Genomic DNA, 12158 nt, shown 5'->3' on the forward strand with positions numbered 1-12158 from the left:
CGCCTCCGGATCCCGTCAGAAGGTCACGCTGAACTGCGCTCCGGCGCCCCAGGTTTCGTCTTCGCCGTAAATGCCGGTCAGATCGATATGGACCGTATTAAAGGGCGCAAAGCCTAACCCGCCGGTAAAGACGTTACTGTCGTTGCCCCTCACGTCAGCGCGAAAGCCGCCGCGCACCGCCAGCCAGCCCAGCGGGGTGATTTCCGCCCCCACGCCGACGTACTGGGCGTTATCTTCACTTTTGAAGCCTTTGGTTTCGGTCAGATCGCCATCGGCGCTGAGGGTGAGCAGTCCGGTGTGCCAGTCCACGCCGGCCGTGACCAGAGGGCGGATCTGGTAGGTGTCCTGATAGCTCACCTCCTGCCCGGTACGACCGTTGAGAATGCGGATGTCTTTGGTATCGATATCACGCGAGAAGAGGTTTTGCCCGCTCAGGCCCACCGTCCAGTTTTCACCGAAGTCCACCGCGACGCCGACATCGACGTTAAAGCTGGTATCGTCATTACGGTAGCGGCTGCTGCTAAAGTCGCTGCTGTCGTAGGTATAAATGGAGGTGGTGTAGTTCCAGAGCCAGGTTTGCTGCAGCTTTGGCGTCACGCCCACCGAAACCGGCAGGTCGTTGAATTCAAACTGACGGGCGATTGCCACACCGTAGTCGGAGACGATAGCCCCCCGGCCCATGGCGACAGAGTTAAGATTGCGGGTAATCACGTCACTGCCGTTTCGCGCCGCCCCGAGCGCCATCTGGTTAGTCATCACCGGGCTACCCTGCAGTCGGCGCAAAAAATCGATATCCTGCCGATCGATCTCCGAGCTGACACGCCCGTGGGCATTGGCCTTGGCGACAAACGCCATCGACAGTCCCGAGCCCGGTATACTGACGGCTATCCCGCCCCCTGCGTTGGCGTGGGCGGTTTTACCTTCGAGAAACTCCAGCTGGTCGGCCAGGTTGCCTGCAGCCCCCTGCAGCTCCCTGAGCGTTCCCTGAGGATCGGCCAGGATCCCCGCCACGGTGAGATCGTCGATCATCTGCCGATCCTCGCTGATCTCATCGCTGATTTCGTCGATCTTATCCTGCAAATTATCTTTATCGCTTATTTGCGCCCCCACCGAGGGGAAAATAACCGCAATATCATCCTCATCTTTCGACTTTGCCAGCAGGGCCGGATTAATTAATACCCCGCTGCTATAATGCGCCGACGCAACGCCTGTCCCCCCCATTGCATCACCACGTGCTTCCGTCCAGGTATTGGCTGCTCCAGCCTGATTAGCCAATAGAAAGGTGGTGGCAATTCCAGCCACAGAAAGTTTGAATTTTATTTTCACAGGACACCTGACTTATTTTGGGTGAATTAACCCCCGCGGCTATATGCCGCGCAGGAGAATACGTCCTCTGTGAAAAAAGTATTAGGAGCCGAATATATCTTAAACTTTCGTATTAGATTAAGCTGTTGATTTCCTTATGGCTTTAAGTAGGTATAGAACAAGAAATTAATTTCGCCCTGGTTTTCCATTATGAGGACCAAAAAATTGTGGCGGATGATCTATCCAGCGATCTTCCCGGGTAGCGGCATATACCGCATTCAGCGGATAATAAATTCGGTTATATTTTTTATTCGCTTCGCCCACGACTAATAACCGCACTTCTTCCGTGGTGTTATTAATAAAGGTGTGGCAGACGCCCGTCCCGGCAGGAAATCCCACGCTGTCTCCCGGTTCAAGTTTCCATAAATAACCGTTGATCCAGGCTTCAGGATAACCCTCCAGTACAAAGATAAATTCTTCTTCATCGCTTTCGGCATGCGGATAAGAGGTGCGACGTCCCGGCGGCAGACGTTCGTGGTGGATACCGAGACGGCTGAGCCCCAGCGCGCGGGCCAGCGGCGCGCCAATGGAAAAAAGCTCTGTACTGTCGGGATAGGTGGAGTTGTCCGGGCCTTCGACATCGCGCCAGTGTCGAATGCAGTCAGGTCTTTTCATGGTTTTATTCTCCTGCGGGTTTTCGTCAGGTATAGCATACCCGGTGGATCTCGGCGTTTGGACCAGAACATGATAAAGTGAGGGTTTCTCATTCCACGTTATTCGAGGTGCAAAATGGAAACGACCACAATGCAGGCACTGTTAGCGCAAGCCGAAAAGCTCTGCGCGCAACGCAATGTGCGCCTGACTCCGCAGCGCCTTGAAGTGTTGCGTCTGTTGAGCCTGCAGAACGGGGCCATCAGCGCCTACGATCTGCTCGACCTGCTGCGCGAAAGCGAGCCGCAGGCGAAGCCTCCAACCGTTTATCGGGCACTCGATTTTTTACTCGAGCAGGGCTTTGTGCATAAGGTGGAATCGACCAACAGCTATGTGCTGTGTCACCTGTTCGATCAGCCGACCCACACCTCAGCGATGTTTATCTGCGATCGCTGCGGCAGCGTGAAGGAAGAAGGCGCTGAGGGAGTGGAAGATATTATGCATACCCTGGCGGCAAAGATGGGCTTTGCCCTGCGCCACAATGTGATTGAAGCGCACGGCCTGTGCCGCAACTGCGTTGAAGTCGAGGCCTGCCGCCATCAGGAAAATTGCCAGCACGACCACTCTATCCAGCTGAAAAAGAAGCCGCGCTGAGCACAAAAAAACGGGCGACCTTAAGGTCGCCCTGGGCGCACATCCATGTACCTGCGGGTAGTAGTTACTTACCAGCGGTAGTTGTTACGGGTTTCCCAGTCACCAACTTCTTTCTCCGCCTGGTCTTTCTCGTATCCATAGCGTTCCTGAATTTTACCCACCAGCTGGTCACGTTTACCTTCGATGACGGTCATGTCATCGTCAGTCAGGTCACCCCACTGTTCTTTTACTTTACCTTTGAATTGCTTCCAGTTACCGCCGACTTGGTCTTTATTCATCATCGATTCCTCTTCGTTCGGTCGTTAAGGTTAAGTTCGTCCTGAAGTTCATTTCGTGCTGGACGTGATAATAATTATAGATAAGCCTGCGGCGTTGGGTTTGTTATTCGGAATCTTTTACCATTTCGTCAGACGAAGCCGCTACTGAAACCAGGTGCCGTTGCGCCAGTGACGCCGCCAGATCCAGGCCAGAGACAGGCCCCGCAGGGCCAGGAAGACGCTCAACGCCAACCACAGGCCGTGGTTGCCGAGCCACGGCAGGGTAAAGAGCGTGAGGCCAAACCCGGCGGCCGCGACGGCCATGCTGTTGCGCATCTCGGCTCCCCGGGTTGCGCCGATAAACATGCCATCCAGCAGATAGCACCAGACGCCCACCATCGGCAGAACCACCTGCCAGATAAGGTAATGGCTCGCCAGCGCCCGCAGCTCGGGCAAAGAGGTCAGCAGCGCAACGATTTGGTTGCCAGCCAGAGCATAGACAAGGGCGAAGGCCAGCGCCACCATACCAGACTGACGGCAGGCTGCCCGCCACACCTCGCGCAGCTGGCCGCTTTCGCGTGCGCCATAGGCCTGCCCGGAGTGCGCCTCAACCGCATAGGCAAAGCCATCCAGCGCGTAGGCGGTAAAGGTCAACAGCGTCATCAGAACGGCGTTGACGGCGATAATCTCCGGCCCCAGCCGCGCGCCCAGCACCGTCAGCGCCCCGAAGCAGAGTTGTAGCAACAGCGAGCGCAGCATGATGTCGCGATTGAGGGCCAGCAGCTTGCGGATATTCCCGCGCCAGCTCGCCTTCAGCAGCGCCAGCGAAATACCGCGCAGGGCCAGTACCCGCCAGACCATCCACAGGCCTATGAGCAAAGTGGCGTATTCGGCGATAGCGGTCGCCAGGGCTGCGCCCTGGACGTTCATTTTCAGTCCGATTACCAGCCACAGATCCAGCACGATATTGAGCAGGTTCCCCACCACCAGCAGGATCACCGGCGCGCGGGCATACTGGACCCCCAGCAGCCAGCCGAGCAGCACCAGATTCGCCAGCGATGCCGGGGCGCTGAGCCAGCGGATCTCAAGGAAGCGTCGCGCCTGATGCAGTACATCCTCGCTGCCGCCTACGATATGCAGCGCCAGGTCGATAAGCGGCGTGCGCAGCAGCACAATCAGCAGCCCGGCACCGAGAGCCAGGATCAGCGGCTGCACCAGCGCCCTGGCCAGACGCAGCGGATCTTTCGCGCCATACGCCTGAGCAGTCAGGCCGGTGGTGCTCATGCGCAAAAAGAGCAGCAGCATAAACAGGAAGCTGGTCGCTGTCGCGCCGATGGCGACACCGCCAAGATAGACAGGAGAATCCAGATGACCGATGACGGCAGTGTCCACCAGCCCCAGCAGAGGGACGCTGATATTGGAGACGATCATCGGGAGGGCAAGACGCCATAACGCCTTGTCTGAAGCAGTCAGCAGAGACATGTGTATGACCGGGAGAGACGGGAAAAGCAGACTGCAGCATTGCCGCAGTCTGTCAGGAAGACGTTATAACCATTCACCGTTGCGGATGACGCCTACCGCCAGCCCTTCGATGGAGAAGTTATGTTCACGCAGATCGACAACAATCGGGGAAAACTCGTTGTTTTCCGGCAGGAGCTGCACCGTGTTGCCCTGTTTCTTCAGGCGCTTAACGGTGACTTCGTCATCGATGCGCGCCACAACGACCTGGCCGTTGCGCACGTCCTGCGTTTTATGCACCGCCAGCAGATCGCCGTCCAGAATCCCGATATCCTTCATGGACATCCCGCTGACGCGCAGCAAGAAGTCCGCGCTCGGTTTGAACATGCCAGGATCGACCTGATAGTGGCCTTCAATGTGCTGTTGCGCCAGCAGCGGTTCCCCCGCAGCGACGCGACCGACGAGCGGAAGGCCCTCTTCTGCTTCAACCAGCAGACGGATACCACGCGAAGCGCCGGACACAATCTCAAGCACACCTTTACGCGCCAGGGCTTTAAGGTGCTCTTCAGCGGCGTTTGGAGAACGGAAGCCCAGACGCTGCGCAATTTCTGCACGCGTCGGCGGCATTCCCGTCTGGCCGATATGATCCCGAATGAGATCAAACACCTCTTGCTGCCTGGTCGTTAACGCTTTCATTCCGCCCCCTGGGTGTATATACAGTTATGCTGTGAGTATATACAGCTAAAGGTGATTTTGGAACCACAAACCGCATAAAAAACCAGAGACTTGTTCGGTTTCTGAAGGCTTATCGCAAATGTCCCCAAAGCAGCGTGACCCAGGTAAACAGGGCAACGATAATCGCCATCAGCACAGCGGCAGAGCCCATGTCTTTCGCCCGCCCCGACAGCTCGTGGTAGTCACTACCAATACGATCGACCACCGCCTCGATCGCGCTGTTCAGAATTTCGACTATCATCACCAACATCACCGAGCCAATCAGCAGTACGCGGGTGATGGGATCAACGTCCAGCCAGCAGGCAATAATAATCGCCGCGATGACAGCAACCCCCTCCTGGCGAAAAGCGGCTTCATTGATCCAGGCAGCACGAATGCCTTTCCATGAATAGCCGGCAGCTTTAATGATTCGGGTTAACCCAGTGGTATTGTTGGCCATTAAAAGAAACCTTTCTTCGAAAATAGCGTCAGAAACGGTGGTTTAAGCGCCTGGCGCAGCCACCGGAAGTATGACGGGTAACAACAGAAATTTTGCGCGCTTTCTGTTATCCTTGCGCCGCAATTGCATTTTTAACCAGAGGCTTTACATCGTTTATGTCTGGCTGGCCACGAATTTACTACAAATTACTTAATTTACCATTAAGCGTCTTGGTAAAAAGCAAGTCTATTCCGGCGGTTCCAACCCTGGAATTGGGACTCGATACCTCGCGTCCTATTATGTACGTTTTGCCTTACAACTCGAAGGCCGACTTGCTGACGCTGCGCGCCCAGTGCCTGGCGCACGATCTCCCGGATCCGCTGGAGCCGCTGGAGATCGACGGCACCCTGCTGCCACGCTACATCTTTATCCACGGCGGTCCTCGCGTTTTCACCTGGTACACGCCGAAAGAAGAGTCGATCAAGCTGTTCCATGACTACCTCGACCTGCACCGCAGCAATCCGCTGCTGGACGTGCAGATGGTGCCGGTATCGGTGATGTTTGGCCGTCGTCCGGGGCGCGACAAAGGCGAAGAGAACCCGCCGTTGCGCATGCTCAACGGGGTACAGAAGTTTTTCGCCGTCAACTGGCTGGGCCGTGACAGCTTTGTCCGTTTTTCACCGTCGGTTTCACTGCGCCGCATGGCCGATGAGCACGGTACGGATAAAACCATCGCCCAGAAGCTGGCCCGCGTGGCGCGTATGCACTTTGCCCGCCAGCGTCTTGCCGCGGTAGGCCCGCGCCTGCCTGCTCGCCAGGATCTGTTTAACAAACTGCTGGCGTCAAAAGCCATCGCCCGTGCCGTCGAAGACGAAGCGCGCAGCAAAAAGATCTCCCATGAGAAGGCGCAGCAAAACGCCATCGCCCTGATGGAAGAGATTGCCGCCAACTTCTCCTACGAGATGATCCGCCTGAGCGACCGTATCCTGAGCTTCACCTGGAACCGTCTCTATCAGGGCATCAACGTGCACAACGCTGAGCGCGTGCGCCAGCTAGCCCACGACGGCCATGAGATCGTCTACGTGCCCTGCCACCGCAGCCACATGGACTATCTGCTGCTCTCGTACGTGCTCTACCATCAGGGGCTGGTGCCACCGCACATTGCGGCGGGCATTAACCTCAACTTCTGGCCAGCAGGCCCGATCTTCCGTCGTCTGGGTGCGTTCTTTATTCGTCGTACCTTCAAAGGCAACAAGCTCTACTCCACCGTGTTCCGTGAATACCTTGGTGAGCTGTTCAGCCGCGGCTATTCCGTCGAGTACTTCGTGGAGGGCGGCCGTTCCCGTACCGGGCGTCTGCTCGATCCGAAGACCGGCACCCTGTCGATGACCATTCAGGCGATGCTGCGCGGCGGCACGCGCCCTATCACCCTGGTGCCGATTTACATCGGTTACGAGCACGTGATGGAAGTGGGCACTTACGCCAAAGAGCTGCGCGGTGCTACCAAAGAGAAAGAGAGCCTGCTGCAGATGCTGCGCGGCTTAAGCAAGCTGCGTAACCTCGGCCAGGGGTATGTTAACTTCGGCGAACCGATGCCGCTGATGACCTACCTTAACAACCGGGTACCGGAGTGGCGCGAGTCTATCGATCCCATCGAAGCGGTGCGCCCGGCCTGGCTGACGCCGACGGTTAACGCCATTGCTGCCGATCTGATGGTGCGGATTAACAACGCCGGGGCGGCCAACGCCATGAACCTGTGCTGTACCGCCCTGCTTGCCTCGCGCCAGCGTTCGCTTACCCGCGAGCAGCTGACCGAGCAGATCGACTGCTACCTGAACCTGATGCGCAACGTGCCCTATGCCTCAGACGCCACGGTACCCACCGCCAGCGCCAGTGAGCTCATCGATCACGCCCTGCAGATGAACAAGTTCGAGGTCGAGAAAGACACCATCGGCGATATCATCATTCTGCCGCGCGAGCAGGCGGTACTGATGACCTACTACCGCAACAACATCGCCCATATGCTGATGGTGCCATCGCTGATGGCGGCCATCGTGACCCAACATCGCCAGATCACCCGTCAGGCGCTGCTGGATAATGTCACGACGCTCTATCCGATGCTGAAAGCCGAACTGTTCCTGCGCTGGAACAGCGACGAGCTGGCTGAGGTGCTGGATAAGCATATCGAAGAGCTGGTTCGCCAGGGGCTGATAACGCTGAAAGATGACGTGCTGGTGATCAACACCGCCCACTCACGTACGCTGCAGCTGCTGGCAGCGGGTGCACGCGAAACCGTCCAGCGCTACGCCATTACCTTCTGGCTGCTGAGCGCCAACCCGTCGATCAACCGCGGGACGCTGGAGAAAGAGAGCCGCACGCTGGCACAGCGCCTGTCGATGCTGCACGGCATCAACGCGCCGGAGTTCTTCGACAAAGCGGTCTTCAGTTCACTGGTGTTGACGCTGCGTGACGAGGGTTATATCAGTGACAGCGGCGATGCCGAGCCGGAAGAGACAATGAAAGTTTACCAGATGCTGGCGGACCTGATTACCTCAGATGTGCGCTTAACGATTGAGAGCGCGACGCAGGGCGAGTAGTGCATAAAAAATGCCGGGTGGCGGCTTCGCCTTACCCGGCCTACGATACAGAACCTGTAGGCCCGGTAAGCGCTAGCGCCACCGGGCTTTTTTATGCCCAGTAGCTAATCGCTAACCCGACAAACAACACCAGCCCCACATAGTTGTTATTCAAAAACGCTTTAAAACAGGCTTCGCGCTCGCGGTTGGCAATCAGCTTCTGCTGGTAGATAAACAGCACGCCCGCCGCCGCAACCGCCGCGTAGAACGCTCCGCCAAGCTGGTTCAGGTAGCCAATCGCCACCATCAGCGCCAGCACCGCCACCTGCAAAATCCCGATAATCAGTTTGTCCTGACGACCAAACAGAATGGCGGTCGATTTGATGCCAATCTTCAGATCGTCGTCGCGATCCACCATCGCGTACTGGGTGTCGTAGGCCACCGCCCAGAGGATGTTAGCCAGGAACATCAGCCAGCAGCTCAGCGGCACACTTTCGCTGACGGCGGCAAACGCCATCGGAATCGACCAGCCAAAGGCGGCTCCCAGCACCACCTGCGGCAGATGGGTGTAGCGCTTCATAAACGGATAGACCCAGGCCAGAGCCAGCGCTGCCACGGAGAGCAGAATGGTCATGGTGTTCAGGGTTAACACCAGCAGGAACGAGAGCAGGACCAGCACCACAAACAGCGCACGCGCCTCTTTCTCGGTTACGTCGCCGCTAGGCAGCGGGCGGTTGGCCGTGCGTTTCACGTGGCCGTCAAATTTGCGATCGGCATAGTCGTTAACCACACAGCCTGCGGCACGCATCAGCCAGACGCCCGCCACGAATACCGCCAGGATCCACAGCGGCGGCAGCCCGGGGGTAGCCACCCACAGCGCCCACAGGGTCGGCCACAGCAGCAATAAGGCACCGATCGGCTTATCCGTTCGCATCAGGCGGTGGTACGCCAGCAGCTTGTTCTGCTTCAGACTCCACTCCATTTTCTCTTCCTCTTAATACAACGGTGACGCCGGTAAAAACAGCTCGGTCAGCATCAAGGGTTTACCACTTAAGCGCAGGCGGGAACGGCGTCCCCACAGCCCGGCATCGCGCCCAATTTCAATAAAATCACGGGTCAGCTCGGAGGAGGTGAACAGATAACGTCCCAGCGGGGTTTTGCCCATCTGCTGTAGCGCCATCTCCGGCCCGGTGAGGGTGGACTCTGGCACCACGGTGCGCCCGGCCAGCCACGGCTCGCCGTCGGCACAGAGCAGGATCTCCCGCAGCCAGTAGCGCGCCTCTTTCGGCAGTAACGGCAGTTCATCCGCAACCGCGTCAGGCGTGACGAACCCCTCCTGAATGAGGGTGACGGTGACTTTCTTGCCCTGCTGCTCAAAACGTTTGGTCATGGAATCTTCCAGCAGCAGCCAGTCGAGCTGCCCCGGTTCCAGCGCGGGGATTTCGTCGAAATAGCGCAGCGCACGCAGGAGCAAAAGCGCGGGGTGTGACATGCCAGACTCTCCGATACATAACGTAAAGCTATTGTATCGCAGAAACGGGCAATGAGGGCGGGCAAACGCAAGTTAGCGATCATTATCGCAACAGAGATGCAACAGCAGCATCCCGCGCAAAAAAAGTGCGCCCGGAAGGGCGCACCAAACTACTGACAAAATCAGCACTGTGGGGAGACGGTCACCCCTTGCCTTTTACACTGCTGATAAAGGTGGAACGGGCAGTGGTTGAGCCTAAACGCTCTGCTTCATCCAGCAGTTTCAGCGCTTTATCGACGTCACCTTTTGCGACTGCCTGTTTAATGGCCTGATTGAAGTAGGTTTCGGTATCGTTCAGTACCGGCTCGCTCTTCTTCGCCGGAGCCGGAGTCGGGGCAACGGCTGGCGCGGCAACCGGGGCGGCGGCTTGCGCTGGGGCCGGTGCGGCATATACAGGTGCAGGTGCGGCGGTATTACCTACCGTGACCGGGCCCGGGCCGGAAGAGCCAAACAGTGGGCCAACCAGCACGCTGGAGGCGTTATTGGTAGACACTTTCAGCTTCAGCTGGCCATCCGTCACGTGACGGGCAATCGGGTCCGGGATATCCGGTACGGCGTTGCCGGTGCCTTTGGCATAGGCTTTAGCCGGATCGAGAAGTTTGGTGGTTTGCTGCAGATCTTTATCGGTGGTGAACACCAGCACATACAATTTCTGCTGGCCCAGCGCTGGCGTCAGGCGCATCACCCCTTCCAGGCGATCGGCGCTCATCACGCCCGGTTCCTGGTAGGTGAAGTATTCGCTCGGGAAGTAGGCCGATGGTGTCAGATTCTGGTCCAGAATCAGCACGTTCGGTGCAAATACGCTGGTCTGTTTATCCACAACGCTTGTCAGCGTCAGGGTGATTTCGCCGATGTTAGCCGGCACGCTGTAGGCAGCCACCGGACCGGCGATCCCCGCCACGTTTAAGGTCTGGCCACCGGTAGAGAGTTGGGTTGTCTGGGCTTTGGACTGATCAACAGGCGTCCAGACCAGCTGCTGGAGCGCGGCTCCCGGAATAGCAGGCGCGGCGCTGGTGTTTTGCGGTACGAAATTGACGCTGGCGAGGGTAACGGCTGGAACGCTTGCCAGCAGCCCTGCAGAGAGGCACAGCGCGACGAGACTTTTTTTCATTTTCATTGTTATTACCTCAGATTGCGTTAGCACTGCGTTGGCCAGGCAATAGCGCGCAGTACCCTAAGAAGAGAGGGGCTTGCGCCCCTCTTTTAGGTCAGTTACGTATTACCACCAGATTTCCATCTGGGCACCGAAGGTCCACTCATCGTTGTCGCCACGGCTGAAGGTTTTCGCAGAGGTGTCGTTATACGCTACGCCAGAGGTGTAGCCAGTGTCACCGTTGTCTGCGTAACCCCATTTCTCATCCCACTTGGCGTAGGTTGCGAAGACGCGGATAGCCGGACGGGACCAGATGCTGTCGCCTGCCTGCCACTGTTGCGCCAGGGTGATTTTGTACTGGCTGTTGGTGTCGTCAGTTTTCTGAGACTTGACGTTGTCGTAGCCAACTTCCAGCAGGGTGGACATGATTGGTGTCCATTTGAACATCGGACGAACACCCACGGTCCACCATTCGGTACCGTTGTTGTTGTCGCGGTCGATGTTCTGGTACATACCGACGTACATCAGATCCCACTGGTCAGCCAGGGTGATCGCACCGTGGTCGAGAACGCGGATCAGAGAACCGTCGTTGTTCAGGCTCGCACCCTGCGGGATACCTTTACCGTTGGAGGTCATAGAGTCCGTTGCGTACTGAACCACAAACTTGTTAAAGCCTTTCAGCATGCTCTGGGTGTGTTCAGCGGTGAACATCCAGCCATCTTTAGAGGCGCCAGGCTGCAGGTAGTAGTCGTCAGGAATGTTGGTGTGACCGTAGTCAACGCCCAGCTCCAGGGTACCGCCCGGGTTGATTTCCATGCCCGCTAAACGAACGTCAAAGACGTCGTTTGGCACGATATTGTCGTAAACGCGGTTGCCATCAGTATCGAAGTCTGAGAACGCGGAAGAGCCGCCGGACTCAGAAGAACGGGTCGCTGCCAAAGACAGTTTACCGAAGCCCAGATCGATGTTTTCGATACCTGCACCAGGACCGGAGATATCCCAGTAGTAGAAGTCGATCATGTGAACGTCATGACGCTGATAGAAGCGCTTACCGGCCCAGATAGTGGAGCCTGGCAGCCATTCGATCAGGTTTTTACCCTGCACGTTTGCTTCACGGAATGCCGGGCTGGTCGCTTCCCAGTCATTCTGCTGTGCAACGGAGTAGGCTACGTTGGTGTCGAAGTAGAAGCTCTTGTCGCCCTCTTTCCACACTTCCTGGCCCAGTTTAATCTCAGCATAGGTTTCACATTCGTTACCGAGACGGTATTTACTTTGTGCACCTGTTGCCTGGAAACACTGCTGTTCGCCACCACTCCCGGTCCAGCCAATGCCGGAACGAGCATAACCTTTAAAGTCTACAGCGCCGGCCTGGGCAGACATGATGCCTGCCGCAATGGCGAGTGCCAGAGGGACTTTGCGCAGAGTAATCATTATTCTATCTCCTGAGATCATTGCTTTTCTTTGAACACTTCACCTGATG

12 protein-coding genes are annotated in these 12158 nt (G+C 57.2%); 2 read left to right on the top strand and 10 right to left on the bottom strand.

What is annotated here, in order from left to right:
- Positions 1-15 precede the first annotated feature (15 nt).
- Both K5I40_RS10600 and K5I40_RS10605 read right to left on the bottom strand, forming a co-directional pair.
- Complete coding sequence (locus K5I40_RS10600; protein WP_251929651.1) at positions 16-1326, bottom strand: conjugal transfer protein TraF; 1311 nt, start codon at positions 1324-1326, stop codon at positions 16-18.
- 165 nt (positions 1327-1491) lie between these two features.
- Entirely contained in the window at positions 1492-1980 is a 489-nt protein-coding gene (locus tag K5I40_RS10605) for a cupin domain-containing protein (protein WP_223074513.1), read from the bottom strand.
- A 114-nt stretch (positions 1981-2094) separates the two neighbouring features.
- Between K5I40_RS10605 and zur the strand changes: the two genes are divergently transcribed.
- Positions 2095-2610: a zinc uptake transcriptional repressor Zur gene (gene zur, locus K5I40_RS10610; RefSeq protein ID WP_039031935.1), complete on the top strand. Its 516-nt coding sequence runs from the start codon at positions 2095-2097 to the stop codon at positions 2608-2610.
- A gap of 68 nt (positions 2611-2678) precedes the next feature.
- Here zur and K5I40_RS10615 read toward each other — a convergent pair whose 3' ends face one another.
- The 4 genes from K5I40_RS10615 to K5I40_RS10630 form a co-directional block, all read right to left on the bottom strand.
- Positions 2679-2888 (bottom strand): CsbD family protein, encoded by a 210-nt coding sequence (locus K5I40_RS10615; RefSeq protein ID WP_032615972.1) that lies wholly within the window; start codon positions 2886-2888, stop codon positions 2679-2681.
- A 141-nt stretch (positions 2889-3029) separates the two neighbouring features.
- A complete protein-coding gene (gene dinF, locus K5I40_RS10620) occupies positions 3030-4349 on the bottom strand; it encodes an MATE family efflux transporter DinF (protein ID WP_223074514.1) in 1320 nt (439 codons plus the stop codon).
- Positions 4350-4412: 63 nt separating this feature from the next.
- Positions 4413-5021 (bottom strand): transcriptional repressor LexA, encoded by a 609-nt coding sequence (gene lexA / locus K5I40_RS10625; protein WP_039031933.1) that lies wholly within the window; start codon positions 5019-5021, stop codon positions 4413-4415.
- A 109-nt stretch (positions 5022-5130) separates the two neighbouring features.
- The gene (locus K5I40_RS10630; RefSeq protein ID WP_039031932.1) at positions 5131-5499 is read right to left on the bottom strand and encodes a diacylglycerol kinase; all 369 of its coding nucleotides are present in this window, start codon (positions 5497-5499) and stop codon (positions 5131-5133) included.
- 155 nt (positions 5500-5654) lie between these two features.
- On the opposite strand from K5I40_RS10630, the gene plsB reads away from it, so the two are divergent.
- Positions 5655-8075 (top strand): glycerol-3-phosphate 1-O-acyltransferase PlsB, encoded by a 2421-nt coding sequence (plsB, locus tag K5I40_RS10635; RefSeq protein WP_138370022.1) that lies wholly within the window; start codon positions 5655-5657, stop codon positions 8073-8075.
- Positions 8076-8166: 91 nt separating this feature from the next.
- Here the strand turns inward: plsB and ubiA are convergent, their stop codons facing one another.
- From ubiA to K5I40_RS10655, 4 genes are all read right to left on the bottom strand, one after another.
- Positions 8167-9036, bottom strand: coding sequence for a 4-hydroxybenzoate octaprenyltransferase (gene ubiA / locus K5I40_RS10640; protein WP_223074515.1), 870 nt, complete (start codon positions 9034-9036; stop codon positions 8167-8169).
- A 12-nt stretch (positions 9037-9048) separates the two neighbouring features.
- A complete protein-coding gene (gene ubiC / locus K5I40_RS10645) occupies positions 9049-9546 on the bottom strand; it encodes a chorismate lyase (RefSeq protein WP_223074516.1) in 498 nt (165 codons plus the stop codon).
- A gap of 181 nt (positions 9547-9727) precedes the next feature.
- Positions 9728-10702, bottom strand: coding sequence for a maltose operon protein MalM (malM, locus tag K5I40_RS10650; protein WP_138370020.1), 975 nt, complete (start codon positions 10700-10702; stop codon positions 9728-9730).
- A gap of 102 nt (positions 10703-10804) precedes the next feature.
- Complete coding sequence (locus K5I40_RS10655) at positions 10805-12112, bottom strand: maltoporin (protein ID WP_138370158.1); 1308 nt, start codon at positions 12110-12112, stop codon at positions 10805-10807.
- Positions 12113-12158 lie beyond the last annotated feature (46 nt).

It is taken from the genome of Leclercia sp. LTM14 (genome assembly GCF_023736175.1).
GTDB classification, from domain to species: domain Bacteria; phylum Pseudomonadota; class Gammaproteobacteria; order Enterobacterales; family Enterobacteriaceae; genus Enterobacter; species Enterobacter barmai.

What these genes read in the sequence shown, in the direction of transcription:
- K5I40_RS10605 (WP_223074513.1), bottom strand. Translation starts at nt 1,980, where the DNA reads ATGAAAAGACCTGACTGCATTCGACACTGGCGCGATGTCGAAGGCCCG.
- zur (WP_039031935.1), top strand. Translation starts at nt 2,095, where the DNA reads ATGGAAACGACCACAATGCAGGCACTGTTAGCGCAAGCCGAAAAGCTC.
- K5I40_RS10615 (WP_032615972.1), bottom strand. Translation starts at nt 2,888, where the DNA reads ATGAATAAAGACCAAGTCGGCGGTAACTGGAAGCAATTCAAAGGTAAA.
- dinF (WP_223074514.1), bottom strand. Translation starts at nt 4,349, where the DNA reads ATGTCTCTGCTGACTGCTTCAGACAAGGCGTTATGGCGTCTTGCCCTC.
- lexA (WP_039031933.1), bottom strand. Translation starts at nt 5,021, where the DNA reads ATGAAAGCGTTAACGACCAGGCAGCAAGAGGTGTTTGATCTCATTCGG.
- K5I40_RS10630 (WP_039031932.1), bottom strand. Translation starts at nt 5,499, where the DNA reads ATGGCCAACAATACCACTGGGTTAACCCGAATCATTAAAGCTGCCGGC.
- plsB (WP_138370022.1), top strand. Translation starts at nt 5,655, where the DNA reads ATGTCTGGCTGGCCACGAATTTACTACAAATTACTTAATTTACCATTA.
- ubiA (WP_223074515.1), bottom strand. Translation starts at nt 9,036, where the DNA reads ATGGAGTGGAGTCTGAAGCAGAACAAGCTGCTGGCGTACCACCGCCTG.
- ubiC (WP_223074516.1), bottom strand. Translation starts at nt 9,546, where the DNA reads ATGTCACACCCCGCGCTTTTGCTCCTGCGTGCGCTGCGCTATTTCGAC.
- malM (WP_138370020.1), bottom strand. Translation starts at nt 10,702, where the DNA reads ATGAAAATGAAAAAAAGTCTCGTCGCGCTGTGCCTCTCTGCAGGGCTG.